The sequence below is a fragment of the Vibrio sp. ZOR0018 genome (assembly GCF_963865925.1).
Classification (GTDB): Bacteria; Pseudomonadota; Gammaproteobacteria; order Enterobacterales; family Vibrionaceae; genus Vibrio; species Vibrio anguillarum.
In genome coordinates this window covers 49,356-75,579 of the sequence record NZ_CAWMCN010000148.1, presented here as the reverse complement: position 1 = coordinate 75,579, position 26,224 = coordinate 49,356, and the positions used below count along the sequence as shown (strand labels likewise).

General features: G+C 47.3%; 28 protein-coding genes. 18 read left to right on the top strand and 10 right to left on the bottom strand.

The window, feature by feature from the left end; genetic code table 11:
• Positions 1-320: 320 nt before the first annotated feature.
• Positions 321-869, top strand: a complete 549-nt coding sequence (locus AACR75_RS17175; protein ID WP_047688094.1) for a gamma carbonic anhydrase family protein — start codon at positions 321-323, stop codon at positions 867-869.
• On the opposite strand, the gene AACR75_RS17170 is transcribed toward AACR75_RS17175, so the two are convergent.
• The 4 genes from AACR75_RS17170 to AACR75_RS17155 form a co-directional block, all read right to left on the bottom strand.
• Positions 870-1,136: a DUF1488 family protein gene (locus AACR75_RS17170; RefSeq protein WP_010319906.1), complete on the bottom strand. Its 267-nt coding sequence runs from the start codon at positions 1,134-1,136 to the stop codon at positions 870-872.
• Positions 1,137-1,138: 2 nt separating this feature from the next.
• A complete protein-coding gene (gene aroE, locus AACR75_RS17165; protein WP_013855524.1) occupies positions 1,139-1,969 on the bottom strand; it encodes a shikimate dehydrogenase in 831 nt (276 codons plus the stop codon).
• Positions 1,970-2,033: 64 nt separating this feature from the next.
• Positions 2,034-2,948, bottom strand: coding sequence for an oxygen-dependent coproporphyrinogen oxidase (hemF, locus tag AACR75_RS17160; protein WP_047688093.1), 915 nt, complete (start codon positions 2,946-2,948; stop codon positions 2,034-2,036).
• A gap of 20 nt (positions 2,949-2,968) precedes the next feature.
• Positions 2,969-3,526, bottom strand: a complete 558-nt coding sequence (locus AACR75_RS17155) for an L-threonylcarbamoyladenylate synthase (RefSeq protein WP_017043689.1) — start codon at positions 3,524-3,526, stop codon at positions 2,969-2,971.
• 200 nt (positions 3,527-3,726) lie between these two features.
• On the opposite strand from AACR75_RS17155, the gene purE reads away from it, so the two are divergent.
• Positions 3,727-4,212: a 5-(carboxyamino)imidazole ribonucleotide mutase gene (gene purE / locus AACR75_RS17150; RefSeq protein ID WP_010319910.1), complete on the top strand. Its 486-nt coding sequence runs from the start codon at positions 3,727-3,729 to the stop codon at positions 4,210-4,212.
• A 4-nt stretch (positions 4,213-4,216) separates the two neighbouring features.
• Positions 4,217-5,356 (top strand): 5-(carboxyamino)imidazole ribonucleotide synthase, encoded by a 1,140-nt coding sequence (locus AACR75_RS17145; RefSeq protein WP_047688091.1) that lies wholly within the window; start codon positions 4,217-4,219, stop codon positions 5,354-5,356.
• Positions 5,357-5,428: 72 nt separating this feature from the next.
• On the opposite strand, the gene AACR75_RS17140 is transcribed toward AACR75_RS17145, so the two are convergent.
• Genes AACR75_RS17140 through AACR75_RS17125 form a run of 4 tightly spaced genes read right to left on the bottom strand, consistent with a single transcriptional unit; the run spans position 5,429 to position 8,747 of the window.
• Positions 5,429-6,001, bottom strand: a complete 573-nt coding sequence (locus tag AACR75_RS17140; protein ID WP_038171604.1) for a DNA topoisomerase family protein — start codon at positions 5,999-6,001, stop codon at positions 5,429-5,431.
• Positions 6,002-6,028: 27 nt separating this feature from the next.
• Positions 6,029-6,505 (bottom strand): DUF494 family protein, encoded by a 477-nt coding sequence (locus AACR75_RS17135; RefSeq protein WP_013855530.1) that lies wholly within the window; start codon positions 6,503-6,505, stop codon positions 6,029-6,031.
• 2 nt (positions 6,506-6,507) lie between these two features.
• Positions 6,508-7,617, bottom strand: a complete 1,110-nt coding sequence (gene dprA, locus AACR75_RS17130) for a DNA-processing protein DprA (protein WP_047688089.1) — start codon at positions 7,615-7,617, stop codon at positions 6,508-6,510.
• Positions 7,617-8,747: a LysM peptidoglycan-binding domain-containing protein gene (locus AACR75_RS17125; protein WP_047688087.1), complete on the bottom strand. Its 1,131-nt coding sequence runs from the start codon at positions 8,745-8,747 to the stop codon at positions 7,617-7,619. Before AACR75_RS17125 ends, dprA begins: the two co-directional genes overlap by 1 nt.
• 140 nt (positions 8,748-8,887) lie before the next feature.
• On the opposite strand from AACR75_RS17125, the gene def reads away from it, so the two are divergent.
• The 6 genes from def (at position 8,888) to AACR75_RS17095 (ending at position 15,157) form a co-directional block, all read left to right on the top strand.
• Entirely contained in the window at positions 8,888-9,397 is a 510-nt protein-coding gene (gene def / locus AACR75_RS17120) for a peptide deformylase (protein ID WP_038148727.1), read from the top strand.
• 16 nt (positions 9,398-9,413) lie between these two features.
• Positions 9,414-10,361, top strand: coding sequence for a methionyl-tRNA formyltransferase (fmt, locus tag AACR75_RS17115; RefSeq protein ID WP_047688085.1), 948 nt, complete (start codon positions 9,414-9,416; stop codon positions 10,359-10,361).
• Between the two features lie 59 nt (positions 10,362-10,420).
• Positions 10,421-11,701 (top strand): 16S rRNA (cytosine(967)-C(5))-methyltransferase RsmB, encoded by a 1,281-nt coding sequence (gene rsmB / locus AACR75_RS17110; protein WP_047688083.1) that lies wholly within the window; start codon positions 10,421-10,423, stop codon positions 11,699-11,701.
• 74 nt (positions 11,702-11,775) lie between these two features.
• Positions 11,776-13,152, top strand: a complete 1,377-nt coding sequence (gene trkA, locus AACR75_RS17105; RefSeq protein ID WP_026027554.1) for a Trk system potassium transporter TrkA — start codon at positions 11,776-11,778, stop codon at positions 13,150-13,152.
• Between the two features lie 12 nt (positions 13,153-13,164).
• Positions 13,165-14,610 carry a TrkH family potassium uptake protein gene (locus AACR75_RS17100; RefSeq protein ID WP_017043680.1) on the top strand — a complete coding sequence of 482 codons (1,446 nt, stop codon included), beginning with the start codon at positions 13,165-13,167 and terminating at the stop codon, positions 14,608-14,610.
• Between the two features lies 1 nt (position 14,611).
• Entirely contained in the window at positions 14,612-15,157 is a 546-nt protein-coding gene (locus tag AACR75_RS17095; protein WP_047688080.1) for a DUF3157 family protein, read from the top strand.
• Here AACR75_RS17095 and trhA read toward each other — a convergent pair.
• Positions 15,154-15,813: a PAQR family membrane homeostasis protein TrhA gene (gene trhA / locus AACR75_RS17090; RefSeq protein WP_139152112.1), complete on the bottom strand. Its 660-nt coding sequence runs from the start codon at positions 15,811-15,813 to the stop codon at positions 15,154-15,156. The two genes, AACR75_RS17095 and trhA, sit on opposite strands and share 4 nt — an antisense overlap.
• Positions 15,814-16,246: 433 nt before the next feature.
• On the opposite strand from trhA, the gene AACR75_RS17085 reads away from it, so the two are divergent.
• The 6 genes from AACR75_RS17085 (at position 16,247) to AACR75_RS17060 (ending at position 21,333) form a co-directional block, all read left to right on the top strand.
• Positions 16,247-16,414, top strand: coding sequence for a hypothetical protein (locus tag AACR75_RS17085; RefSeq protein WP_010319922.1), 168 nt, complete (start codon positions 16,247-16,249; stop codon positions 16,412-16,414).
• A gap of 107 nt (positions 16,415-16,521) precedes the next feature.
• Positions 16,522-16,788 carry a YihD family protein gene (locus tag AACR75_RS17080; RefSeq protein WP_026028318.1) on the top strand — a complete coding sequence of 89 codons (267 nt, stop codon included), beginning with the start codon at positions 16,522-16,524 and terminating at the stop codon, positions 16,786-16,788.
• A gap of 269 nt (positions 16,789-17,057) precedes the next feature.
• The gene (ccoG, locus tag AACR75_RS17075) at positions 17,058-18,476 is read left to right on the top strand and encodes a cytochrome c oxidase accessory protein CcoG (RefSeq protein ID WP_017046352.1); all 1,419 of its coding nucleotides are present in this window, start codon (positions 17,058-17,060) and stop codon (positions 18,474-18,476) included.
• Between the two features lie 46 nt (positions 18,477-18,522).
• Complete coding sequence (locus AACR75_RS17070; protein WP_026028317.1) at positions 18,523-19,509, top strand: serine/threonine protein kinase; 987 nt, start codon at positions 18,523-18,525, stop codon at positions 19,507-19,509.
• Between the two features lie 30 nt (positions 19,510-19,539).
• Positions 19,540-20,139: a thiol:disulfide interchange protein DsbA/DsbL gene (locus tag AACR75_RS17065; RefSeq protein ID WP_026028316.1), complete on the top strand. Its 600-nt coding sequence runs from the start codon at positions 19,540-19,542 to the stop codon at positions 20,137-20,139.
• Positions 20,140-20,373: 234 nt separating this feature from the next.
• Positions 20,374-21,333 carry a DUF2860 domain-containing protein gene (locus AACR75_RS17060; protein ID WP_047688078.1) on the top strand — a complete coding sequence of 320 codons (960 nt, stop codon included), beginning with the start codon at positions 20,374-20,376 and terminating at the stop codon, positions 21,331-21,333.
• Positions 21,334-21,338: 5 nt separating this feature from the next.
• On the opposite strand, the gene AACR75_RS17055 is transcribed toward AACR75_RS17060, so the two are convergent.
• Positions 21,339-22,862: a YifB family Mg chelatase-like AAA ATPase gene (locus AACR75_RS17055; protein WP_019281087.1), complete on the bottom strand. Its 1,524-nt coding sequence runs from the start codon at positions 22,860-22,862 to the stop codon at positions 21,339-21,341.
• Between the two features lie 477 nt (positions 22,863-23,339).
• On the opposite strand from AACR75_RS17055, the gene ilvG reads away from it, so the two are divergent.
• The 3 genes from ilvG to ilvE are packed head-to-tail and all read left to right on the top strand — an operon-like array spanning position 23,340 to position 26,221.
• A complete protein-coding gene (ilvG, locus tag AACR75_RS17050) occupies positions 23,340-24,986 on the top strand; it encodes an acetolactate synthase 2 catalytic subunit (RefSeq protein WP_047688077.1) in 1,647 nt (548 codons plus the stop codon).
• Positions 24,986-25,270, top strand: coding sequence for an acetolactate synthase 2 small subunit (ilvM, locus tag AACR75_RS17045; RefSeq protein WP_010319930.1), 285 nt, complete (start codon positions 24,986-24,988; stop codon positions 25,268-25,270). Before ilvG ends, ilvM begins: the two co-directional genes overlap by 1 nt.
• Before the next feature lie 12 nt (positions 25,271-25,282).
• Complete coding sequence (gene ilvE, locus AACR75_RS17040; RefSeq protein ID WP_010319931.1) at positions 25,283-26,221, top strand: branched-chain-amino-acid transaminase; 939 nt, start codon at positions 25,283-25,285, stop codon at positions 26,219-26,221.
• Positions 26,222-26,224: the final 3 nt, after the last annotated feature.

Below are 26,224 nucleotides of genomic sequence, written 5' to 3'. Positions count from 1 at the left end.
AGCGTTCTTCTCTGGATTGCCGAGGCTTCCTTTGAAGAGGCGGCCATTCTAGCGAGATAATGGAAAGTGTCAAACACTTTTTTACATTATTTCGTCTTACCGATTTGACCTACTGATTGGCTGCTGGTTGGGCTTGAACCCTTACTGGCTGTGCCGTGTCAGTGAGGCGGCATTATAGGGATCGCCGTCACGTTGGCAACCCCTTTTTGCTGTTTTTTTTGATTTTCTGTTCGTTGGGATAATTTTTATTCAAAAAGAGTTGTTTTGACGCTATTTCGGTTTAATTTATCTTATGGCGTCAGTTATTAAAGGAGACGAGCATGTCATCAATTCGTAGTTATAAAGGAATATCCCCACAAATCGGACAGCGCGTCTATATAGATAGTAGCTCGGTGTTGGTTGGCGATATTGTTTTAGGCGATGATTCCAGCATATGGCCATTGGTTGCAGCCAGAGGCGATGTAAACCATATTCACATTGGCCAACGTAGCAACATTCAAGATGGCAGCGTACTGCACGTGACTCATAAAAACACCGAAAACCCGGATGGTTTTCCACTTATTATTGGCGATGACGTCACAATTGGCCATAAAGTGATGCTGCATGGCTGCGTAATCCATGATCGAGTCTTAATTGGCATGGGAGCAATTGTGCTCGATGGCGTAGTCGTTGAATCGGAGGTGATGGTTGGAGCTGGCAGTTTAGTGCCACCAAACAAGGTATTGGTTAGCGGCTATCTTTATGTAGGATCCCCAGTGAAACAGATCCGCCCGCTAACAGATAAAGAGCGAGCTTTTTTGCTTAAATCTTCCGACAACTATGTGCAGAACAAAAATGACTATCTTACGAGTATCAAAGAAAGCCATTAACTAAGCTTTAATCTCTATTTGTCCATCTAAATTGAACGCTTCATCTTCAATCAAGCTTTCAGCAAGCTCTTCAAGGTCAAATCGCCATTGTTCAAAAACTTGAATAGCTTGCTCACCGTTAGTAATCATTTCACCAGACAGATGGCTCAGTACTGACTTGTGTACCGTACACTCGAGCAAAGCTCCCGCGTGTTGAGCAGGAAAAAGTACGCTTTGGCTTGCCGAGTGCCACGTTTGTCGGTCAGGAAATAAAATCGCTTGATTCATGATTAGCCTTCTAGATTTTTTCTCAGTTCTCTCAATATTTGTCGAGAACCCGGCCTGAGTCCGCGCCATAGCATAAAGCTCTCCGCAGCTTGCCCAACCAACATCCCCAAACCATCATAAGCATGAGCGCAATGATGACTTAATGCCCACTGATTGAATGTTGTTAATCCTTTGCCATACATCATGTCATAGGCAACACTGCTCTTACTGAAGATCGTCGGAGCGATATTTGGCAATTCACCATCCAAGCTGGCCGAGGTCGAGTTAATGATGAGGTCAAAATGTTGATTAATCTCTTCCAACGCGATTGCTTTTACCGCGCCAAAGGGACTAAAAAGCGTGGCGAGCTGCTCGGCTTTTGCAAAGGTACGGTTGGTAATCACGATACTTGTAGGGTGCTGATCGAGTAAGGGCTTAATCACGCCGCGCGCCGCGCCGCCAGCACCAATCACTAAAATAGAAGCGTCTCGTAGTGGCACTTGGTACTGAAGCAGATCTTGAACCAGCCCTTCTCCATCGGTGTTATCACCGATAATTTCGCCATCATCTAATTTTTTCAGTGTATTGACCGCGCCTGCAAGTTGAGCTCGCTCGGTTAATCGATCCGCAAACTGATACGCTTCTTCTTTAAAAGGCACGGTAATGTTGCACCCTCGGCCACCGGAGGCAAAAAAGGTTTCAGCCGCTTGTTTAAAGCCATCTAGAGCCGCGAGTTGAGCGGTATAGTGCATTTCCTGACTGGTTTGCCGTGCAAAAAGTGTGTGGATCATCGGCGACTTACTGTGCCCAATTGGATTACCAAATACTGCATATTGATCAATGTGCTGAGCCATATCCTTGCCTCTCGATAATTAACAGGGCCACCTCGGCGACCCTATCATTGAAAATGTACCGCGGTCACCACTCCCTCGGCAGCAAGAAGGTGTTTAATTTCGCCTCTGCGCTGCCCTCTTCCGCTTGATAACGATATTGCCAACGAGCTAATGGCGGCATCGACATTAAAATCGATTCCGTTCGACCGCCACTTTGCAAACCAAACAATGTGCCGCGATCATACACTAAGTTGAACTCTACATAGCGACCACGGCGATAAAGTTGAAACTGGCGCTCTCTGTCACCGTACTCCATCGCTTGGCGACGTTCAACAATCGGCAAATACGCAGCGGTGTATCCTTTACCGACAGCTTGCATATAAGCAAAACAGCGCTCAAATCCCCAAGCATTTAAATCATCGAAAAATAGGCCACCAATACCGCGCGTTTCATTGCGATGAGGGAGGAAGAAATACTCATCGCACCACGATTTATGTTCGGTATACACTTTTTCACCAAAAGGAACACACAGTGCTTTCGCCGTGGCATGCCATGATTGAGCATCTTCTTCGAACGGATAGAAAGGCGTTAAGTCAAATCCTCCGCCAAACCACCAGATAGGATCTTCACCTTCTTTTTCAGCGATGAAGAAACGAACATTGGCATGAGAAGTCGGAACATAGGGATTGTTTGGATGCATCACCAAAGAAACCCCCATCGCCTCAAAATGACGCCCAGCTAATTCAGGGCGATGCGCGGTCGCTGAAGCGGGCATTTGCTGCCCTTGCACATGTGAGAAATTCACGCCGCCTTGTTCAAAAACACGGCCTTCTTTCATCACTCGAGTTCGCCCACCGCCTCCCAAACGCTCACTCGGTTCGCGATGCCATGCATCTTCTTCAAACAGTGCTTGGCCATCCGCTTGTTCAAGTTGCTGGCAAATGGAGTCTTGCAGCTCAAGCAAAAATTGTTTGACGGCTTGCTTATCAATGGTTGGCATCGCTTACTTCCTTAGCAGGGTTAACCCTGTCTTAATACTTGTGAGGTTTTCGCGTCACGAATTTCACTGGGCTTATTTCGACCACCGGTTTGACCATCTAAAATCGCAACCAGTTGCTCACCCAGTTGCGATTCAACTTCTTCCGTTGTCAGGCAAGGTGCAAGACCACTTAAATTCGCACTGGTCGAGGTTAATGGTTTTCCAAACGCATTGCATAGCTTTTGCACTAAAGGATGATCTGTCACACGTACGGCTATCGAATCAAATTGCCCACTCACCCACGTAGAGACTTTATCACTGGTCGGCATTATCCATGTCACAGGGCCTGGCCAGGTGGCATGTACTCGTGCGAGCTGCTCTGATGTCAACTGGCTCTCATCAATATAAGGAAGTAATTGTTCGTAAGAGGCCGCAATTAAAATCAACCCCTTTTCCACAGGACGCTGCTTGAGCGCTAAGAGCTTCTGAATGGCTTGCGGGTTATCTGGGTCACACCCAACCCCAAACACGCCTTCCGTTGGGTAGGCAATTACTTCACCGTCACGTAGAGCCTGCAAAGTGTGTTCAAAGTTATTCACAAAAACTGTCCATCGGTTTCTTTAATACAGTGCGGCTAAGTGTACAAACTTCGTTGAAAACTGGCTAAAGCTATTTGTTTATAAAATGTATCAATTGCACAATTAAGCTGACGCAAACGTTTTCCTAAGGAAAAAATACTCGTATAATGCGCGCAAATTATCCCGCTCACCCCATTTTTAGAAGTATTAAGGAGTTTGAGATGAAAGTCGGAATTATCATGGGTTCAAAATCCGATTGGCCCACAATGAAGCTAGCTGCTGACATGTTGGATCAATTTGGTGTGGCATACGAAACCAAAGTTGTCTCTGCTCACCGCACACCTCAACTTCTTGCCGATTACGCCACCAGCGCAAGAGAACGCGGCCTTAAAGTCATCATAGCTGGCGCAGGCGGAGCCGCACACCTGCCGGGCATGACGGCAGCGTTTACTAGCTTGCCGGTACTTGGCGTTCCCGTTCAGTCAAAGGCACTCAAAGGGATGGACTCTTTACTCTCTATTGTGCAAATGCCAAAAGGGATTGCGGTGGGCACCTTAGCTATTGGAGAAGCAGGCGCGGCTAATGCTGGGCTGCTTGCCGCGCAAATCATCGGCACCAGTGATGAGGCCGTCATGGCAAAAGTGGAAGCATTTCGTTTAGCACAAACTGAAGCGGTGTTGAGCCACCCTAACCCTGCAGAGGATTGATACTATGCACGTTTTAGTCTTGGGCGCAGGGCAACTGGCACGCATGATGGCTCTGGCTGGCGCTCCGCTGAACATTCAAATCTCCGCTTTTGATGTGGGCAGCGGTAACATCGTCCATCCTTTGACATTACACATCACTGGTCATGGTTTAGACAATGCGATCAAACAAGCGGATGTCATTACCGCTGAATTTGAGCATATTCCCCATGAAATTCTCACCGTTTGTGAGCAAAGTGGTAAGTTTCTTCCTAGCGTCGAAGCCATTAAAGCCGGAGGCGATCGCCGTCTTGAAAAAGCGCTACTCGATGAAGCCAACGCAAAAAATGCCCAATACTTTGTGATTAATACTCGTGAAGATTTAGATACCGCGATAACCAGCGTCGGCCTGCCCATGGTTCTAAAAAGTGCACTGGGTGGCTATGACGGAAAGGGTCAATGGCGTTTAAAAGAAGCTTCACAAGCAGAGCTCATTTGGCCAGAAATGGAAGCCTGTATCCAAGTCACTCCGACTCAAGCGATAGTGGCAGAGCAGTTTGTCCCCTTTGATCGTGAAGTCTCGTTAGTCGGCGCGCGTGCCAAAGATGGCAGCATCGCGGTTTACCCGCTGGCAGAAAATGTGCACATTAACGGTGTACTGAGTTTATCAACAGCGATAGATGACCCAGCCTTGCAAGAGCAAGCACTGTCGATGTTTACCTCGGTTGCCGCTCGTCTCAATTATGTCGGTGTGCTAGCGCTCGAGTTTTTTGATGTGCAGGGAACATTGTTGGTGAATGAAATTGCACCACGAGTCCATAACTCTGGTCACTGGACACAGCAAGGCGCAGAAACCTGTCAATTTGAGAATCACCTTCGCGCAGTATGTGGCTTACCTTTAGGCAGCACGAAGTTACTTCGCCCAACCGCGATGATTAATATTTTGGGTGAGGACAATTTACCAGAAGCCGTGATGGCGATTGAAGGCTGCCACATTCATTGGTATGGCAAAGAGAAACGTGCTGGGCGCAAAATGGGCCATATTAATGTCAGTGCAGATTACAACGCGCAGTTGCAACGAACGCTCTGTCGCTTGGCTGAAGTACTTGATGCGACAACGTATCCAGCCTTGCACCATTTTGTTCAAGCGATCAAGCCGACGCTCTAAAACAAACCTAATTGACGATAAATACGGATAAAAAATGGCACGTTCAATGTGCCATTTTCATATGCCGTCACTTTACTCTGTGGCGGATTGAATATGACCACATTTTCGATCAGCACATTGCAGCTTAATACCACTGGCGAGTTTTTTCTCTATCAATAATCCAAACCCACATTTTTCGCATTTACCGGCAACAGGTTGCTGATTAACGGCAAACTTGCATTTAGGGTAATTATCGCAAGCATGAAAAGTTTTACCATGGCGTGTTTTTCGCTCCACTAAATGGCCTTTCAAACATTCAGGGCAAAGCTGTTTTGACTGAGAAACATTGTCTGCAGGGGAATCTGTATCTTGGATATGGTGGCAATGCGGATAATGACTACACCCGATAAACATGCCATAACGACCTTGGCGTAACACTAATTCATGGCCACACTCTGGGCATGGCACACCCAACTCCTTAACGATATGACCATCATTTTGCTGCAGCGGCTTAATATAGTCACAATTGGGATAATGGTTACAGCCTAAAAACAGCCCATGCTTACCCTGACGAAGCTGTAATTGGCCACCACATTGCGGACAAGGCTCATGCTGCAGCGCTTGTCCATGCGCAGAAAAAAGGGGGGACTCGGTTTTACGACTCATAATGCTCAACTAAACGAACGGCTGCAATCAATGCAAAATACCTTGATCTTTGGTGTATAGCAGCTCTTCCATAAGCGTGTAAGCATTTTCATTTCCCGGTACATTAAATAGCACCATCAAAATGATCCACTTTAAGTCATCCAATTCAAATTCATTGGTTTCTAAACCCATCACTCGATCAATCACCATTTCACGAATTTCAGGGGTTAATACTTTCACTTGTTCAAGGAACAATAAAAAACCTCGGCTTTCAAGATCCAGCCTGTCCATCTCTTGTGCTGTGTACATTCGCATCGAAGTCGCAGCACTGGTTGCCATCGCTGAATGAGCATCGGTTTGTTGCAATGCCGCAAGCTCTTCTAACCAATTCAGGGCCTTATAGATATCTTTCTGGTGAAAACCGGCTCGAAGCAATTCATCTTCAAGCTCATCTTGATCGACTTGCAAATCTACATCGCTATGGACGTAGGTTTCAAATAGATACATCAATATATCCATCATCATAGCTAACCCTTCCCCTTACGAATATAGCCGCCAGAAACGGCAACAACATGACCTGAAAGCTCAAGTTCTAAAAGCTGCATCATGACTTCATGGACAGGTATATGGGTCCTGCTCGCAAGAATATCAACAGGCGTAGCCTCTACTCCTACGTTAGCTAACAGTTCAGCAAATGGCAATTGCTGATCGCTCTGTACAGAAAATAAATCAGGTTGAGGCTGCTTTTGGCGCAATGACCAGTCTACTAAGGTGCCGATTTCAGATAATACTTGTTCACTGTTTTGCACCAAGCACGCCCCACAACGAATAAGTTGATTACTACCGTGGCAATTTGGGTTAGCAATGGAGCCCGGAATAACAAACACATCTCGCCCTTGCTCAGCCGCATAGCGCGCCGTGATCAACGAGCCACTTTTCTCCGCCGCCTCCACCACTAAAACACCAACAGCTAACCCGCTGATAATGCGATTTCGCCGCGGAAAGTTCTCTGGCCTTGGTTTGGCTTTGGGACGAAATTCCGAGACTAATGCTCCGCTTTCCATCACCCGTTGCGCTAATTTTTTATGTCGCGCTGGGTAAATAGATTCAAGGCCCGAACCGAGCACGGCTATCGTCTCACCACCCGCTTGCAACGCACCGTCATGAGCATGTCCATCAATACCTAATGCCAAACCACTGGTGACAAGCAAGCCCTGTTGCACAAATTCTCGCGCAAACTGATGAGCAACTCGTTGGCCATCAGGGCTCGCATTACGACTGCCGACGATCGCCATTTGCGGATCAGAGAGTGCTGTTATTCGTCCTTTGACAAATAAAACCGGAGGTGCGGTAGCAATTTCTTTTAGTAACGAAGGGTAACCATCGCAAAATGGAGTAAGGATATGATGAGACTCATTAGCTTGCTGCCAACTTAGGCACTCTTCAACTTCTTGAGGGGCCGTCTCGCGCAGATAACGGATTTGATCTTGAACTAAACCCAACGCGGCTAACTCCCGCTCGGAATAGTCAATTAAATGAGCAAGAGAAGCGACGCTAGCAAGGCGAGAAAGTTTCTTGCCACCCAATTTGGGCACAAAGCTGAATGCTAGCCACGCCGCTAATTCGTTCTGCTCCATCAGCTTACAGTATCATCCTTAACCATCGAATCCGTATCGGCTTGTTCATTTGGCTCGATTGTTCGCTCTGGTTTGAGCGGCGAAACCGCGATTACACTTTTACCAATCGGCACGCGGCTATCGGTAATCAAAGCCAAACTAAAATGTTCATAAGGTCGAATGACCATCAAACTGCCCACCAAGCTGCTTGGTAATTGCAGGGTTTCATCAAGGTTCTGTTGATGCTGTCCTTTTTTTCCAGATACTTTAGAACCGGCTTGAATCAAATCAAACATCGTCCCTTGACGCAGTTGATCTGCAAGGCCTTTATCGATCACAACTACCTGGTTCTGCGCCGAATACTCACTCCCCTCCAACGATCCTAGGATATGCGTTTCAGCTTGTAGTCGCGATGGCGATGGGAAAAAAGTGGTTGAAAGCGTTAAGGTTTCGACGCCCACTTCAGGCAGGGCAATATCATTGACTCTTATCTCTTGTTGCTGTGCGGTGATGGTTAGCCCGCTAAAAGCTTCATCGGCGGAGACCAATTCACCAGTAGCTATCAAACGCAAAGCAACCATGGTTTTATTTTTCGCGGCGGCATCATGACGAGAAAACTCAGCGATTTCACGATAAATACCCCATTTGGGGTGAGTCTGTTGCCCGCTTATGTAGAGCGTATCTTGCGCCGTCAGGTATTGTTTACCGTCGCTGGCACCGAGCACACGCTGGCTTTCTTGTAATGTTTGCTTATCCAGTAAGCGATCCGTATACAGATACGGCAACACCAATCCCTCTTGCACCGTCGGAACCGCTTTTTTCTCAAGCACACGCACTTTCGGACTCAACTTGACCATAGGTTTTAAACTCAACACCGGTTGTCCGTTACGCCAGACTAAGGTCAGCTTATCGCCGGGATAAATCAAATGCGGGTTATCGATCTCTGGGTTAATTTGCCATAAACGTGGCCACAACCACGGGTTATCAAGATAGAGCGCAGAAATATCCCACAAGGTATCTCCTTTGACGACCGTGTATGTCTGCGGGGCATTTGCTTTGACGGTGAGCGCCATATCTTCCGCCGCCAACACATTAACGACCAATGACAACGGTAAAAACACACACACTAAATAACGAATAAATCGTGACATGACCTCTGTTCCTTGGCCGAAATAAGTAAGGATGAATCAGATTATTAACATTTGGATGCTGTCATTTGGGTCATAAAATGTCTAGAATTGAGCCAACAAGCTTTAAGCTGTTTCGGCACAGTTCAATATTTCGAGTGTATATGTCTGTATTACAAGTATTAACATTCCCAGATGATCGTCTTCGTACCGTGGCAAAACCGGTAGAGAAAGTGACACCTGAGATCCAAAAAATCGTCGATGACATGATTGAGACTATGTACGACGAGGACGGTATCGGCCTTGCTGCAACGCAAGTCGATATTCACCAACGCATCGTTGTGATCGATATTTCAGAGAGTCGCGACCAGCCAATGGTTCTGATTAACCCTGAAATCTTAGAGAAACGCGGTGAAGATGGCATTGAAGAAGGCTGTCTGTCGGTCCCGGGCTCACGCGCCCTTGTTCCTCGCGCAGCAGAAGTCACAGTCAAAGCATTAGATCGTGATGGCAACGAATTCTCATTTGAAGCGGATGACCTTTTAGCCATTTGTGTTCAACACGAGCTTGATCACTTACAAGGCAAACTGTTTGTGGATTACCTTTCGCCATTAAAGCGTAAGCGTATTAGAGATAAGCTAGAGAAAATCAAACGCTATAACGAAAAAAACTAACTTAAGTGAGGTTACCTTGAGCCAATCATTACGCATTGTGTTTGCAGGTACTCCGGACTTCGCCGCCCGTCATTTGGCGGCGTTGTTGTCTTCGGAGCATGAGGTTATCGCGGTGTACACTAAGCCCGATAGCCCGGCAGGGCGCGGTAAAAAACTGACCGCCAGCCCAGTGAAACAGATGGCCGTTGAGCACAATATTGCTGTGTATCAACCAGAGAACTTTAAGAGCGACGAAGCCAAGCAAGCGCTCGCCAATCTCAACGCAGATTTAATGGTAGTAGTCGCCTACGGATTACTGCTACCCAAGGCCGTACTTGATATGCCAAGGCTTGGCTGTATTAACGTACACGGTTCCATTCTGCCACGGTGGCGTGGTGCCGCACCGATCCAACGCTCGATCTGGGCCGGAGACAGCGAAACAGGTGTAACCATCATGCAAATGGATGTCGGCCTAGATACGGGCGATATGCTCAAAATTGCTAAGCTGCCGATTGAGGCAACAGACACCAGCGCTTCTATGTATAACAAACTGGCCGAGTTAGGCCCACAAGCGTTGGTAGAATGCATCGCCGATATCGCCAGTGGCAAAGCGATTGCCACTCAACAAGATGATACATTGGCTAACTACGCACAAAAACTTAGCAAAGAAGAAGCCAAAATCGATTGGTCAGCGGATGCTGCTTTTATTGAACGCTGCGTGCGTGCTTTTAATCCATGGCCAATGAGCCATTTTGATGTGGCTGAGAACAGCATTAAAGTGTGGCAAAGTCGCGTTGAAGCACAAACCAGCGACCACCCTGCAGGCACGATTGTTCAAGCCGATAAATCGGGTATTTATGTGGCAACCGGCAACGGCTTACTGGTGCTTGAGCAGTTGCAGGTGCCGGGTAAAAAAGCGATGTCAGTGCAAGACATTCTCAATTCGCGCGCAAGCTGGTTTGAAGTCGGCACACAACTTAGCTAAACCTTAACGAGGGCAGAGATGCCCTCATTGATTTTCATTTATTTAAAGTCGGTACTTCTATGAATGTTCGCGCAGCTGCGGCTAACGTGTTGTTTCAAGTGGTTGATAAAGGCCACTCACTTTCTCACGCACTTCCTGCGGCGCAAAAAACCATCCGCCCAAGAGACCATGCTCTGTTGCAAGAGATCTGCTACGGGGCTTTGCGTTATTTGCCTCGTTTGGAATCAATTGCCAATGAGCTAATGGACAACCCACTGAAAGGGAAAAAGCGGGTTTTTCACCATCTTATTTTAGTTGGTATCTACCAGTTAAGCTTTATGCGCATTCCCGCTCACGCCGCAGTAGCCGAGACGGTTGAAGGCACCAAAACATTGCGCGGTGAAAATTTAGGTGGGCTAATCAACGCCGTATTGCGTAGCTACTTGCGCGATCAAGAAGCACTGGACGCTATTGCCGTTAGCCACAACGCAGGCAAATATGGCCACCCAAGTTGGCTACTCAAACTGTTACAACAAGCGTACCCAGAACAGTGGGAAACGGTTGTGCAAGCGAACAATCAAAAAGCGCCAATGTGGTTGCGCGTCAACCGTCAGCACCACACTCGTGATGAATATCTTGCACTACTAGCTAGCGAAAATATCGAGTGCAGCGTGCACTCTCACGCCGCCGACGCAATAAAACTCGCTGCACCTTGCGATGTAACGCTTTTACCCGGTTTTGATCGTGGTTGGGTATCGGTGCAAGATGCCGCTGCGCAGCTAGCGATTGACTACCTTCAACCTAAAGCAGGCGAGCTAATTTTAGATTGCTGCGCCGCCCCAGGGGGTAAAACCGCGCACATCCTAGAGCACACACACGATACTGAAGTGGTTGCGATTGACAGCGATGCAACCCGCCTTGAGCGCGTCTATGACAACTTAGAACGCCTGCAACTTCGCGCTGATGTGATCTGCGGTGATGCTCGTTACCCTGAAGAGTGGTGGCATGGCGAACAGTTTGACCGAATTTTATTAGATGCACCTTGCTCCGCCACTGGGGTTATTCGCCGTCATCCAGACATCAAATGGCTACGTCGTGGTAGCGATATTGAGGCATTGGCTCAATTACAAAGCGAAATACTGGACGCAATGTGGAAGCAATTAAAAGTCGGTGGCACTATGGTTTACGCAACCTGCTCGATCACTCCACAAGAAAACAGCTTGCAGGTCAAAGCCTTCTTAGAACGAACTCATAACGCTCAATTAGTGGGTTCCGATCGTGAGCAGCCGGGGCGTCAGATACTCCCCGGAGAAGAAGATATGGACGGTTTTTACTACGCAGTATTAACCAAACAAGCGTAAATTCGACGCACATTGGCAGCATTATTGCTGCCTTTTCAGTGGCCGATATTCGGCAGGTAGAAAGAGAACAGAGTATGAAAATCATTATTCTTGGTGCAGGTCAGGTCGGTGGCACACTGGCCGAAAACTTGGTCGGCGAGAACAATGACATCACCATTGTCGACAAAAATAGTGACCGCTTGCGCGAGCTGCAAGACAAGTACGATTTGCGGGTGATTCATGGCCACGCCAGCCACCCTGATGTACTGCGTGAAGCGGGCGCACAGGACGCGGACATGCTGGTTGCGGTCACTAATACCGACGAAACCAACATGGCGGCATGCCAGGTGGCGTTCTCTTTGTTTAATACGCCCAACCGAATTGCGCGTATTCGTTCTCCTGAATATCTGCTTGAAAAAGAGACTTTGTTTCAGTCAGGCGCGATCCCGGTGGATCACCTCATCGCTCCTGAAGAGCTAGTGACGAGCTATATTGAACGGTTGATCCAATACCCCGGCGCACTGCAAGTAGTGAGTTTTGCCGAAGAAAAAGTAAGTCTAGTGGCCGTGAAAGCCTACTACGGCGGGCCATTGGTGGGTAATGCTCTTTCAGCGCTACGTGAACACATGCCGCACATTGATACCCGCGTCGCGGCCATTTTCCGCCAAGGTCGGCCGATTCGCCCGCAAGGCACCACCATTATTGAAGCTGACGATGAAGTGTTCTTCGTGGCAGCCAGTAATCATATTCGCTCGGTCATGAGTGAGCTACAGCGGCTGGAAAAAACCTATCGCCGTATCATGATTGTTGGCGGGGGTAACATTGGGGCAAGCTTAGCCAAACGTTTAGAGCACAGCTACAGCGTTAAACTGATTGAGCGTAATTACCCACGTGCAGAGCAGTTATCGGAAGAGTTAGAAAACACCATAGTATTTTGTGGTGATGCGGCGGACCAAGAGCTGCTAGCCGAAGAGAACATCGACCAAGTCGATGTATTTATTGCGCTCACCAACGAAGATGAAACCAACATCATGTCCGCCATGCTCGCTAAACGTATGGGCGCGAAAAAAGTGATGGTGCTTATCCAGCGTGGCGCGTATGTCGACCTCGTACAAGGCGGCGTGATTGATGTCGCGATTTCACCCCAACAAGCCACCATTTCCGCACTGCTGACTCACGTACGTCGTGCCGATATCGTTAACGTCTCTTCGCTACGACGTGGCGCGGCAGAGGCGATTGAGGCAATTGCACATGGCGACCAAAACACCTCTAAAGTGGTGGGACGCGCAGTGGGTGATATTAAACTGCCACCGGGCACAACCATTGGCGCGATTGTGCGTGGTGAAGAAGTGTTAATCGCCCATGACCGCACTATTATCGAGCAAGATGATCACGTGGTGATGTTCTTAGTGGATAAAAAGTACGTGCCCGATGTGGAAGCCTTGTTCCAACCTAGCCCATTTTTCCTATAGGTCATTGGCGTCATGCTGAATTTACGCCCCATTTCATTCGTTATAGGACTCGTGCTGTCTAAGCTCGCCCTATTTATGTATGTGCCGACACTGGTCGCTTTTTTTACCGGTACGGGTGGCTTCCTTGATTTTGCTCAAGCGGTCATCATCACTCATATTGTCGCCTTTATCTGCTTAAGCTTGGGGCGTACCGCGCACTTTAAGCTCAGCGTGCGCGATATGTTTCTCATCACCAGCTTAGTGTGGACGGTTGCCAGCGCTTTCGCGGCGCTCCCTTTCGTCTTTATCAACCACATCAGCTTTACCGACGCCTACTTTGAAACCATGTCAGGGTTAACCACTACAGGTTCAACCGTGCTCAGTGGCCTTGATAATATGCCGCCCAGCATCTTGTTGTGGCGTTCTATTCTGCAATGGCTTGGTGGGGTTGGGTTTATCGTAATGGCGGTAGCGGTATTACCAATGCTCAATGTGGGTGGGATGAAATTGTTCCAAACCGAATCGTCAGATTGGTCCGATAAAAGTAGCCCACGCGCCAAAACTGTCGCGAAAAATATTGTGCTGGTCTATTTGGTACTGACCTTACTGTGCTTGATTGGCTACATCCTCACTGGCATGACGCTTTTTGAAGCGATCAACCACTCATTCACCACCTTGTCGACTGGTGGATATTCCACCTCCGACGGTTCAATGAACCACTTCTCAAACGGTGCACATTGGGTAGCAACGCTGTTTATGTTTTTGGGGGGCTTGCCCTTTCTGCTGTTTGTCGCTGCGGCCCGAAAACAAAATATCAAAGTGATCATAAAAGACGCACAAGTGCGCGGATTTGCTTATCTTTTCCTAATTGCCAGTCTCATCATTGCGTTGTGGCTGAATCTCAAACTAGGCTACTACTGGTTGGACGCCCTGCGAGTGGCGATGTTTAATATCGTTTCAGTGGTCACGACTACTGGTTTTGGTTTGGAAGATTTCACCGCTTGGGGCGCACTGCCAAGCACTCTGTTCATCTTCTTAATGGCAGCAGGAGCTTGTTCCGGCTCAACCTCTGGTGGGATTAAAGTATTCCGCTTCCAAATTGCGATGACGCTGCTCAATAAACAAATTATGAAGTTGGTCCATCCATCAGGCATCTTCGTACAGCGCTATAATCATCGTCCAGTTAATGATGATATTGTCCGCTCAGTCGTCGCTTTTGGTTTAACCTTTTTCATCACTGTCATTGCTATCGCAGGCGCGCTCAGTGCAATGGGCCTTGACCCTGTTACCAGCATTTCAGGTTCCATCACCGCAGTGGCCAACGTTGGTCCCGGAATGGGCTCGGTGATTGGTCCAACGGGCAACTTCGCACCACTGCCTGACGCAGCAAAGTGGGTTCTGAGCTTAGGGATGTTGATGGGGCGTTTAGAAATTTTGACGATTATCGTTCTGTTTTTCCCTGCATTTTGGCGACGTTAAGATGAAGACAATACCTGTGATAATGATGCTGTTAAGCATGACAGCAAGCGCAGCATCTTGCGCGCAAGTTCTGACCTTAGAAGATGGCCGCCAGGTGAAACTCAATGATGATTTCACATGGCAATATGTTGAACCGCAATCAATGTCGCCGGAAACCGTCATTCACGCGGCCCCTATTGCTCAAAAAGCCCGAGCAACCACCTTTGAGATGGGGAGTGAAAAACCGATTTTACAACTGTCAGATTCTGGAGTGGAAGTGGTACTCGGCGCGGCTTACTACCAAGGAGATACACTCGTTATCCCAACAGCCATCACCAATCAAAGCTCGCAATCTGTCATTGCGGTAGTGCTCAGTATCACTATTTATGACAATCAAGGTCAACCATTGTTCACTCAGCAGTTACCCATTTGGCAATCCATTAAACGGATGGCTGATAGCTATTTACGCCCACAAACTCAAGCGCAAGGAAAGCCGATTACCCTTCAGGTTGATCGCCAGCAAGGCTATCAAATTTCGGCCAACATTGAGCGGGTTGAAATGCGTTAAGCACTTACTGGGTGAACAAAAAGGTAAACCGCAAAAAAGTGACAAGCACTGCCACCTAGCACGAATAAATGCCAAATCGCATGGTTATAGGGAATGCGTTTCGCTACATAAAAAATCACCCCGAGCGAATAGACCAAACCACCAACAGCAAGTAGCACCAAACCACCGACCTCGATATTGAGGGCCAGTTGGTAGATCACAACCAAGGATAACCACCCCATCGCCAAATAAGTCACCAGTGAGAACTTTTTAAAACGATAGACAAAGGCAATTTTCATGATGATGCCGAGCAGCGCCAGCAGCCAGATCACCACCATAAGACCTATCGCCAAAGGAGTGCGAAGGCTAACCAACAAAAAGGGTGTGTAACTTCCGGCAATCAGTAGATAAATGGCACAGTGGTCGAACGTTTTTAGCCAGCGTTTGGCTTTCGGTGTCGCAACGGAGTGATACAGCGTTGAAGCAAGGAATAACGCTATCATGCTGCCTCCATAGAGACTCATGCTGATATAAGTCAATGCATCGGCCTGTGCACTTGTTGCCTTGATCAGCAGCAAGACTAAACCGACAAAACTAAGCAATAGCCCCAAACCATGACTCAGTGCATTCGCCCGTTCTTCATCAGCACCATAGCCGTCATTCTCAACAGCAGACATAAACACCATACCAAAAGCAACAAAATGTGGGCTTAGTATTGCACACCTCAGCTTACAGTTGTAAGCCTAAATGCGAATTTCGTAACGAACGGGTATCAAGGAGAGCGATAAATCGCGAGTTTTTTGTAAACGACATAGGTACCTCCTATTTAACAAAACGCGATGTAATGCCGATCAGATGACAAACTCAACCAAGCATCTCACACAATTTTAAGCTTTATTTGCAAGAATATTCATCTCAACAATCGTTCAACTATCGATCAATTCAAAACTTGGTGCTAATCTAACTACGATATGAAAGCATATCGTTATTCCTGAATCATTATTTGGATTGGCGAGAGCCAGAAGAGCCACCCTTCAATTATGAAGCTCAACTCATGGTGATTCAGGCCATTAGATTGGCAATGGATGTGCCTGACCGTTAGGTTAATGAATGCGCCCAACAGCTGTCAGGTTTTCGCACACAAACCGTAGTGCAATGCGTCGTCGTAGTGGTTTTGCTGCTGCTCCGACTGCAAAAAAAGTCGCTCCAGCAATGACTTTAGTTGAAAAAAATGCCCTTACTGCATCGAGCACAACTAATGTTGTTCAGGCAGCATAATTAAAAAGCGCAGCTAAACCCTGCGCTTTTTCTTTGCGCTCAATTGGACTTCAATCCGCAATTTGATACCTTTACTCAAAATACTTATAAAAATTGGGGAAAAGAGAATGCAATGTCATCGAATTGAAGAGCTAATTGAACTACTTGCGCCTGAATGGCAAAAAGATCAGCAGCTCAACTTAGTGCAATTCATCACCAAACTGGCTCAAGAAGCGGGTTATAAAGGACCATTAGAAGCGCTTACAGATGATGTATTGATCTACCATCTAAAAATGCGCAACAGCGCCAAAGACGAAATGATTCCTGGCCTGAAGAAAGATCAGGAAGATGATTTTAAAACAGCCATTTTACGCGCGCGTGGCATCATAAAATGATGTGGCCCCTGTGATAATGATCAAGATAGCGGCCTTATTAGGTCGCTTTTTTATTATTAGCGATAAGCCTCACGAGTTGAGGCTTTATTGTTAAAGGTTGATAGTGTTAAAGAAATAAAATTGTTATTGGCGTTATACTTGCCGCTTAATAAATAAAGATTGAACAATGATAATTTCTCATCTTGGTATTGTACCCAAAGAGAAAACAGCAATGTCGCAGAGTGTGAACTAAAAGAAATCACACCTTACAGCCCAACAAGGATCATTTCATGAGTCAGGACAAAATCGATATAAAGGATGTGACTCCTAAAATATTCAACCCCAAAACTCACAAAGGCAACGGTGACCGTTTTAACCCCAGCAACCGTATTTATGTGCGCGAAAGTAAAGGTACTTATCAACAACTCCGCCGCTATGGTGGCTGGTTTTTACTGCTGCTTTTTACTTTAGTACCGTGGATCTCTTATGGTGATCGCCAAGCGATTTTGCTCGACATCGGCCACCAGCAATTTAACTTTTTCGGCACCACACTTTACCCACAAGACCTAACTCTACTGGCCCTGTTGTTTATGATTGCGGCGTTCGGCCTGTTTTTTATTACCACTTTTCTTGGCCGTGTCTGGTGTGGCTATCTGTGCCCGCAAACTGTGTGGACATTTATCTACATTTGGTTTGAAGAAAAACTCGAAGGCGCCGCCAATAAACGCCGCAAGCAGGACTCAGGAAAACTCACAGCTAATCTTGCTATAAGAAAAGCCATCAAACACATTGCTTGGCTGGCGATTGCACTCGGTACTGGTTTTACTTTTGTCGGCTATTTCGTCCCGGTACGCGAACTCGTGGTGAACTTTTTCACACTCGATGAAAGTTTCTGGCCCGTCTTCTGGGTACTCTTTTTCACCCTTTGTACTTACGGAAATGCAGGCTGGATGCGTTCGATCGTCTGCATCCATATGTGTCCTTATGCTCGCTTTCAGTCTGCGATGTTTGACAAAGATACCTTTATTGTTGGCTATGACAGCAAACGCGGTGAAACTCGTGGGCCACGCGCTCGTAAAGCCGATCACAAAGCACTCGGTTTAGGTGACTGCATTGATTGTGATTTGTGCGTACAAGTGTGTCCGACTGGCATCGATATTCGTGATGGCTTGCAGTACGAATGCATTAACTGCGGCGCTTGTATTGATGCGTGCGATACCACGATGGAACGTATGGGCTATGAAAAAGGGCTCATCAGCTATACCACGGAGCACCGCCTCTCCGGCCACCACACCAAAATACTCAGGCCTAAATTACTCGGTTATGGCACGGTACTGCTGGTGATGTTTGGCTTATTCATCGCTCAAGTGGCCAGCGTTGATCCGGTCGGCTTAAGTGTATTGCGTGATAGAAACCAGCTATTTAAAACCAACAGCAATGGTGAAATTGAGAACACTTACACCTTGAAAGTCATCAACAAAACTCAGCAAACGCAAGAGTATAAGCTTGACGTGAAAGGGCTATCGGACGTCTCTTGGTATGGTAAACAAACCATTCAAGTCAAACCAGGAGAGGTATTGAACCTACCAACCAGCCTTGGCGTCGCTCCTGACAAACTCAGCTCTCCTATAGCGACGATTCAGTTTATACTCACGGACAGTAACCAATTCACGATAGAAGTTGAGAGCCGGTTTATTAATAAACTCTAACTTCATAACGAATGGAAAAGGGCTCAGTAATGGGCCCTTTTTAATCATGACCAAAGCTTCTTTCCATTTTGATGCACTCACCCCTGATACCATGTGGTATGCCTTAGAAAGCATCGGCATTCGTGCTGAATCAGGATTTCTGGCACTCAACAGTTACGAAAACCGCGTTTATCAATTCATCGATGAAGAACGCCAACGCTATGTGGTGAAATTCTATCGACCTCAGCGCTGGAGTGTTGAGCAAATTCAAGAGGAGCACGATTTCACACGCGAGCTGTACGCGGCGGAAATTCCGATTGCTGAGCCATTGCTCATCAACGGTGCAACCTTACATCACTATCAGGGCTATCATTTCGCGCTGTTTAACAGTGTGGGTGGGCGGCAGTTTGAAGTGGACAATATGGACCAATTAGAAGGCGTGGGCCGGTTTCTTGGACGCATTCATCACATCAGTGCCACTCGTACATTTGTTCATCGCCCGACCATCAGCTTAGATGAGTATCTTTATCAACCCAAACAGCTATTGGAAAATGCGTCCTTTATACCTCAGCACTTGCAAAATACCTTTTTCAGTGACTTATCGTTATTGATCAACAAAATTGAACAGCAATGGCCAACAAAATCCGCGGCCATCCGCTTGCATGGTGATTGCCATCCAGGCAATATTTTGTGGCGAGATGGGCCCATGTTTGTCGATTTAGACGATGCTCGCAATGGACCAGCAGTACAGGATTTGTGGATGCTACTCAATGGCGAATTGCAAGATAAGCGAATGCAGTTGGACATTATCTTAGAGTCGTATCAAGAGTTTCACGATTTTAATCCAGCCGAATTGAAACTAATTGAACCGTTACGCGGTCTACGAATGGTGCATTACATGGCATGGTTGGCCAAACGATGGCAAGACCCTGCTTTTCCACTCGCCTTCCCTTGGTTTAATGACCCTAAATATTGGGAAAGCCAAGTGCTTGCGTTTAAAGAACAAATAGCAGCATTAGACGAGCCCACGCTCTCACTAATGCCACAATGGTAAGTCACCTTGAAGCAATAAATGGAGTACACAATGAAGAAGCTTTTTGCACTGGTTGCAACCTTACTGCTGAGCTTATCGGCTCATGCAGCCCAATTTAAAGAAGGTGAGCATTATAAAGTGCTTGATCTTGAACCCTCTAAAAATCCAACCGTGACGGAGTTTTTCTCCTTTTACTGCCCACACTGCAATACCTTTGAGCCGATCATCGCCCAACTGAAAAAGCAGCTCCCACAAGGGGTTACTCTGCAGAAAAACCATGTTTCTTTTATGGGTGGCTCTATGGGTAAATCAATGAGTAAAGCTTACGCCACCATGCTTGCCCTCAAAGTTGAAGACAAAATGGTGCCCGTGATGTTTAACCGCATCCACACGATGCGTAAACCACCAAGAGATGATGCGGATCTACGCCAAATCTTCCTAGACGAAGGTATTGATGCAGCAAAATTTGATGCCGCCTTTAATGGTTTTGCCGTCGATTCAATGGTGCGCCGCTTTGATAAACAGTTCCAAGAAAGCGGCCTTTCAGGTGTGCCTGCTGTCGTGGTTAACAATCATTATTTGGTGCAGGGACAAGGTGTTAAATCGACCAATGAATACTTCGAACTGGTCAATTACCTACTGACCAAGTAATCATTCCCAAATGAGGAGCACAACGGCTCCTCATTTTTACTTAATCAAGTTCAACCTTGCAGCGCTTTCTCATACAACCAATCTTGAAACACAAGCCATCGCAGCACAAAACTGTGTATGCCTAAGACAAAGCTCACCCTTCATTCATAAAACGGTCAGATTAGTTTTATCGTGTCGTCATCCAAGTTTATTCATATACTTAACCACTATTGAATCAAAGTATGGAAACTCCTAATGAATAAATACCTGTCCATGACGCTTGTTAGCGCTCTGGCTTTTCATGTATCTGCCGAACTGGCTCCAGAAACAGGTTTAAGTGGTGAGATTGCCATTAATACTATTTTTGCATCTTCCCAATCATCGTTTGATACGGGTGGAGATGAGCGTATTACATCACTCGAAACAAAGAGTAGCCGGCAGTCAAACTTTGCCGTTGGGCCTTTGGGTAACCTTGCTTACACCTTCGGGGACAAACGTCAACAACAGGTTTATCTAGGCACCTCACGTGATGATATTGCCGTCGGCACTTTAGCGCTTCAGCTGGGGTATCAATATGAGATGGAGACAGGTACCGTGGTTGATGTGGCTTTTTTGCCGACCGTGATGTCTGGAAAAACCTGGGCTAACCCTTACCAACTAAACAGTCAGCGCCAAGAAACCGATGAGTCAGGAAATGCCTACCGATTAACATTCAATAGTATTCAAGGCAGCCCATGGACTATCGATGTCGCTTACGCGACCAAAGAGATCGGCAACGATCAGTTTCCAAGCCCTGAACTGGCTCGTGATGGTAAAAGTTACTACCTAAAAGGGCAGTACCGTTACTCTCTGAGCCCAACCAGTTTGTTACAGCCCTCCATCACTTATATCAACCACCAAGCGGATGGCGACGCCAATACTCATCACTCTTACGCCGCCGATCTCTCCTACTTCACGTTTATCAATCGCCATAAACTGGCGCTGACCGCTGGTTATACCAAGCGCGACTATCAAGGTGGAAATTCACTGTTTAATCACACTGTGCGTAATGACGATGAACTGAGCCTATTCTTCGCGTACGAATACAGCCAATTTATGGATTGGGATGATTGGTCATTAATCGCTTTAGCCGGTTATAACCAATCGAGCTCAAACCTCTCGTTTTACGACGAATCGTCTCTCTTTACAGCGCTAGGGTTAAATTACCAGTTTTAAGTTCATTACACCGCTTGTGCGGTCAGTTGTTTCAACAAGCGGTCCATCGCTCGATAGCCGAGTGCTTCCGCTAGATGGGGCTTCGCAATCTGCTCGGCCCCTTCTAAATCAGCAATCGTACGCGCCACTTTGATAATGCGATGATACGCGCGGATGGAGAGCCCTAGGCGGTGCAGTGCATTTTCCAAAAATTCGGCGTCAGCCTTAGTTAAAGGGCAATACTGTTCAATTTCTCGGCTCCCCAACAAAGCATTAACCTTGCCATTACGAATCACCATCCGTTCACGAGCAATCAACACTCTTTCTTTAACCACAGCCGTTGCTTCACCTCTTTCGCCGCCATTTGCCAACATCCCTTTGGGAAGCGAGGGGATTTCTATCGACATGTCAAAACGATCAAGCAGTGGCCCCGATAAGCGCCCCAAATAGCGCAAAATACTCTGCGGGTTGGCTCTGGCTTGCGTGCCTTCGTAATAACCGGTTGGGCTGGGGTTCAACGCCCCCACTAATTGAAAGCGAGCTGGAAAACGCGTTTTGCCTTGCGCTCTTGAAATAATAATTTCACCCGACTCTAAAGGTTCACGCAGTGAGTCGAGCACTTTTCGTTCAAATTCCGGCATTTCGTCAAGAAACAATAACCCATTGTGTGCCAAAGAAATTTCCCCCGGCCTCGGAATAGAACCGCCACCGACCAGCGCCGCCATTGAACTGGAATGATGAGGCGAGCGAAATGGCCTTTGCTTCCAGTTGTGCTGGTTGATGTCTTGTGGAGTCAGAGAAGCAACCGAAGCGGTTTCCATCGCTTCATCTTCATTCATTTCTGGTAATAAATCACACAACCGAGAGGCAAGCATGGTTTTACCCGTTCCGGGTGGACCGAGAAAAAGCAGGTTATGGTTGCCCGCGGCTGCGATTTCTAACGCTCGCTTTCCTTGCTGTTGACCAATGATATCTTGCAGATCGCGAGTATTTTTCGCTCGGCATAGTTTAGGTTCGGTTTGAAAAAGAGAGAGGGTTTGCTGGCCACACAAATCAGCACACACCTCAAGCAGCGTTTGCGCCGATTTATGCTGATCTTTTGCCACTAATGCGGCTTGATCACCATTACCATGAGGCACCACCAAACAGCGCTTGGCTCGATTCGCAGCTAAAGCGGCGGGTAATACACCTTTAACAGGACGCAACTCACCAGATAAGGCTAATTCACCAATAAACTCATACCCATCTAACTTCGTTAGCGCTATCTGCTGTGAGGCCGCCAAAATACCCAACGCGATCGGTAAATCAAATCGACCACCCTCTTTGGGGAGATCCGCAGGGGCTAGATTGACCGTAATACGCTTGGCGGGAAACTCAAAACGGGAATTAATGATAGCGCTGCGCACGCGATCACGAGACTCTTTGACCGTCGTTTCAGGCAAGCCGACCAACGTAAAACCGGGCATACCATTGCTAATATGTACTTCAACTGTCACTGTCGGTGCTTGCACGCCAACACTGGCTCGGCTGTGAATAATTGCGAGTCCCATTTCATTCCTTTGTGGTTGTTTAAAAAGTGTTCGTTCTGTTTCTGCGCCCTTATTTGCACACGAGAGATTGTTATATAGCTTGTTGTGATGCTGAAAGAATGTGAAAAAAGAATGAGTTTTTGCTTGTCATTTAACGGAATTGTGTGTTACCACTAGAGACGCAAACAATTTCGTAAGATATTACGCCAACTATTTTAAGAATTAAGTGATGAATTTGAACGCTCACATTAACCTACTGCTAAGCCTGATTATCGTGGTCATTATTGATTCCGCGCGGGGGCTAGTGGGCGCAAAATAACCACCAGATTCAAAAGACCCCCGCACTGAAAAGTCCGGGGGTTTTTTTACAACTATTAAACTAAAAAGTTCATACTGGTTGGTGATTATCCAACCCGATATGGCAGGAAGAATGGGAGCGCACATGAAGTGCAAACACAACATGGTTTACTGTGCCATACACAGTTTGGGAGGGTTACGATGACAGGAGCACAACTGGTTGTAGCCGCATTAAAGCAGCAGGGAATCAAAACCGTTTTTGGTTATCCCGGCGGCGCTATTATGCCAATCTATGATGCATTATACGATGGCGGTGTAGAACACATCCTCTGTCGCCACGAACAAGGTGCAGCCATGGCGGCGATTGGCATGGCGCGCTCGACACAAGATGTCGCGGTGTGCATGGCCACCTCAGGACCCGGAGCGACCAATTTGGTCACCGGTCTTGCCGATGCATTTCTTGACTCAATCCCCCTCGTCGCCATCACCGGCCAAGTCGCAAGCTCGCACATTGGTACCGATGCTTTTCAAGAGATGGACGTGATTGGTATGTCACTCTCTTGCACCAAACACAGCTACCTCGTTACCGATATCCACGATCTCGCACCCACCCTTGCCGAAGCCTTTGAGGTAGCGAAAGCGGGTCGCCCCGGCCCGGTGATTGTGGATATCGCTAAAGATGTACAACTGGCAAAAACCCCCGTGACTGAGCTACCTGCATTCACTGCGCCAGCCATGCCAGTTGCCAGCCAAGAGCAGCTTCACGCAGCGCAACAACTGCTTTCACAAAGCTCTCGTCCTGTATTGTATGTTGGCGGTGGCGTTCAACTGGCCAAAGCGACCGATTCCGTACGCGAGTTTTTACGCCTCAATCCGATGCCATCAGTAAGCACTTTAAAAGGCTTGGGCACAATTGAGCGCCATGACCCGCATTACCTTGGCATGCTTGGTATGCACGGGACTAAGGCGGCAAACTTGGTCGTTCAAGAGTGTGATTTGTTGGTTGTGGTTGGAGCGCGCTTTGATGACCGAGTAACGGGAAAACTGGATACTTTTGCACCACACGCCAAAGTGATTCATATCGATATCGATGCGGCCGAGTTTAATAAACTCCGGATCGCCAATGCGTCACTACGTGGTGACATCAATCTCATTCTTCCACAACTGGAACTGACGCATGATATCGCACCGTGGGTTCACCACAGTGAAAGTTTGCGCAGTGGCTTTAAGTGGCGCTATGACCACCCGGGCGATCTCATTTTTGCACCATTGTTACTCAAACAACTGTCCGACATGATGCCCGATTCAGCCATCGTCTCAACCGACGTTGGCCAACATCAAATGTGGGCCGCGCAGCACATTCAGCCGCGTGCTCCACAGAACTTCATCACCTCAGCTGGCCTTGGCACTATGGGCTTTGGGTTGCCAGCCTCAATGGGCGCTGCCGTTGCTCGCCCTGATGATCAATCCATTCTCATTTCTGGAGATGGTTCGTTCATGATGAATGTTCAAGAACTTGGTACGCTCAAACGCCGCCAAATCCCGGTTAAGATGGTACTACTGAACAACCATCGTTTGGGTATGGTGCGCCAATGGCAATCGCTGTTCTTTGATGGCCGCCATAGCGAAACGATTTTGGATGACAACCCAGATTTCGTGATGCTAGCTAAGGCGTTCGATATTCCTGGCAAAACCATCACCAAAAAAGAAGAAGTTGAACCGGCACTTAAAGAAATGCTGGCCAGCAAAACAGCTTATCTGCTTCACGTTTTGATTGATGAAGAAGAAAACGTATGGCCGCTCGTACCACCGGGCGCCTCAAATAGTGATATGTTGGAGAACACCTAATGGATAGATACCTATTAGACATCAAAGCCGATGATAAACCGGTGCTATTAGAGCGTGTTCTGCGCGTGATTCGCCATCGTGGGTTTGTGATAAAACAAGTGGCCGCAACGCAAAACCACGCCAGTAAAGTCGCCAGTGTTGAAATCATTGTTGATAGTGATCGCCCCATCAGCACACTGATCAATCAAATTGAAAAATTATGGGATATTCGCAGTGTCGATGTCACCCCAATAAAAAATAACGAACTACCGAATAACAATTTACAACAAAAGATTTGTGCATAAGGAAGGCAATAAATGGCAACAAAAACTGCAGATTACATTTGGTTCAACGGTGAAATGGTTCCGTGGGCAAATGCAAACGTTCATGTACTGACACACGCGATGCACTACGGCACTTCGGTGTTTGAAGGTGTGCGTTGTTATAACACTCCTAAAGGTCCAATCGTCTTCCGTCATAAAGAGCACGCTCAACGCCTAAAAGATTCAGCAAAAATTTACCGTTTCCCTATCCCCTATACGATAGAAGAGATCATGGAAGCGACACGTGAAACATTGCGCGTCAATAAACTGGATTCAGCCTACATTCGCCCACTTGGCTTTGTTGGCAACGTTGGCCTTGGCGTTTGCCCACCAGTGAATACTGAAATGGAGTTAATCATTGCCGCCTTCCCTTGGGGTGCTTACTTAGGTGATGAAGCGCTAGAAAATGGTGTGGATGCGATGGTTTCTAGCTGGCATCGCGCTGCGCCAAACACCATTCCAACCGCAGCCAAAGCGGGTGGTAACTATTTATCGTCTCTGCTTGTCGGTGGTGAAGCTCGTCGTCATGGCTATGCCGAAGGTATCGCCTTAAGCGTGGATGGTTATTTATCTGAAGGTGCAGGCGAAAACATTTTCGTCATCAAAAACGGTGTGCTGCTCACGCCACCAACCACCAGCTCCATCTTGCCGGGCATCACGCGTGATTCGATCATGACGCTGGCTAAAGAAATGGGCTACGAAGTGCGTGAAGTGAACATTGCGCGCGAAGCTCTCTATCTTGCTGACGAAATTTTTATGACTGGCACCGCCGCCGAAATCGTCCCTGTACGGAGCGTAGACCAAATTACGGTTGGAGAGGGCAAACGTGGGCCAATCACGAAAGTGATGCAAGAAGCTTACTTTGGCCTATTTAACGGCACCACTGAAGACAAGTGGGGCTGGTTGGATTACGTGTACCCACAACCGAAGTAATAG

What these genes read in the sequence shown, in the direction of transcription:
- AACR75_RS17175 (WP_047688094.1), top strand. Translation starts at nt 321, where the DNA reads ATGTCATCAATTCGTAGTTATAAAGGAATATCCCCACAAATCGGACAG.
- AACR75_RS17170 (WP_010319906.1), bottom strand. Translation starts at nt 1,136, where the DNA reads ATGAATCAAGCGATTTTATTTCCTGACCGACAAACGTGGCACTCGGCA.
- aroE (WP_013855524.1), bottom strand. Translation starts at nt 1,969, where the DNA reads ATGGCTCAGCACATTGATCAATATGCAGTATTTGGTAATCCAATTGGG.
- hemF (WP_047688093.1), bottom strand. Translation starts at nt 2,948, where the DNA reads ATGCCAACCATTGATAAGCAAGCCGTCAAACAATTTTTGCTTGAGCTG.
- purE (WP_010319910.1), top strand. Translation starts at nt 3,727, where the DNA reads ATGAAAGTCGGAATTATCATGGGTTCAAAATCCGATTGGCCCACAATG.
- AACR75_RS17145 (WP_047688091.1), top strand. Translation starts at nt 4,217, where the DNA reads ATGCACGTTTTAGTCTTGGGCGCAGGGCAACTGGCACGCATGATGGCT.
- AACR75_RS17140 (WP_038171604.1), bottom strand. Translation starts at nt 6,001, where the DNA reads ATGAGTCGTAAAACCGAGTCCCCCCTTTTTTCTGCGCATGGACAAGCG.
- AACR75_RS17135 (WP_013855530.1), bottom strand. Translation starts at nt 6,505, where the DNA reads ATGATGATGGATATATTGATGTATCTATTTGAAACCTACGTCCATAGC.
- dprA (WP_047688089.1), bottom strand. Translation starts at nt 7,617, where the DNA reads ATGGAGCAGAACGAATTAGCGGCGTGGCTAGCATTCAGCTTTGTGCCC.
- AACR75_RS17125 (WP_047688087.1), bottom strand. Translation starts at nt 8,747, where the DNA reads ATGTCACGATTTATTCGTTATTTAGTGTGTGTGTTTTTACCGTTGTCA.
- def (WP_038148727.1), top strand. Translation starts at nt 8,888, where the DNA reads ATGTCTGTATTACAAGTATTAACATTCCCAGATGATCGTCTTCGTACC.
- rsmB (WP_047688083.1), top strand. Translation starts at nt 10,421, where the DNA reads ATGAATGTTCGCGCAGCTGCGGCTAACGTGTTGTTTCAAGTGGTTGAT.
- trkA (WP_026027554.1), top strand. Translation starts at nt 11,776, where the DNA reads ATGAAAATCATTATTCTTGGTGCAGGTCAGGTCGGTGGCACACTGGCC.
- AACR75_RS17100 (WP_017043680.1), top strand. Translation starts at nt 13,165, where the DNA reads ATGCTGAATTTACGCCCCATTTCATTCGTTATAGGACTCGTGCTGTCT.
- AACR75_RS17095 (WP_047688080.1), top strand. Translation starts at nt 14,612, where the DNA reads ATGAAGACAATACCTGTGATAATGATGCTGTTAAGCATGACAGCAAGC.
- trhA (WP_139152112.1), bottom strand. Translation starts at nt 15,813, where the DNA reads ATGTCTGCTGTTGAGAATGACGGCTATGGTGCTGATGAAGAACGGGCG.
- AACR75_RS17085 (WP_010319922.1), top strand. Translation starts at nt 16,247, where the DNA reads ATGCGCCCAACAGCTGTCAGGTTTTCGCACACAAACCGTAGTGCAATG.
- AACR75_RS17080 (WP_026028318.1), top strand. Translation starts at nt 16,522, where the DNA reads ATGCAATGTCATCGAATTGAAGAGCTAATTGAACTACTTGCGCCTGAA.
- ccoG (WP_017046352.1), top strand. Translation starts at nt 17,058, where the DNA reads ATGAGTCAGGACAAAATCGATATAAAGGATGTGACTCCTAAAATATTC.
- AACR75_RS17070 (WP_026028317.1), top strand. Translation starts at nt 18,523, where the DNA reads ATGACCAAAGCTTCTTTCCATTTTGATGCACTCACCCCTGATACCATG.
- AACR75_RS17065 (WP_026028316.1), top strand. Translation starts at nt 19,540, where the DNA reads ATGAAGAAGCTTTTTGCACTGGTTGCAACCTTACTGCTGAGCTTATCG.
- AACR75_RS17060 (WP_047688078.1), top strand. Translation starts at nt 20,374, where the DNA reads ATGAATAAATACCTGTCCATGACGCTTGTTAGCGCTCTGGCTTTTCAT.
- AACR75_RS17055 (WP_019281087.1), bottom strand. Translation starts at nt 22,862, where the DNA reads ATGGGACTCGCAATTATTCACAGCCGAGCCAGTGTTGGCGTGCAAGCA.
- ilvG (WP_047688077.1), top strand. Translation starts at nt 23,340, where the DNA reads ATGACAGGAGCACAACTGGTTGTAGCCGCATTAAAGCAGCAGGGAATC.
- ilvM (WP_010319930.1), top strand. Translation starts at nt 24,986, where the DNA reads ATGGATAGATACCTATTAGACATCAAAGCCGATGATAAACCGGTGCTA.
- ilvE (WP_010319931.1), top strand. Translation starts at nt 25,283, where the DNA reads ATGGCAACAAAAACTGCAGATTACATTTGGTTCAACGGTGAAATGGTT.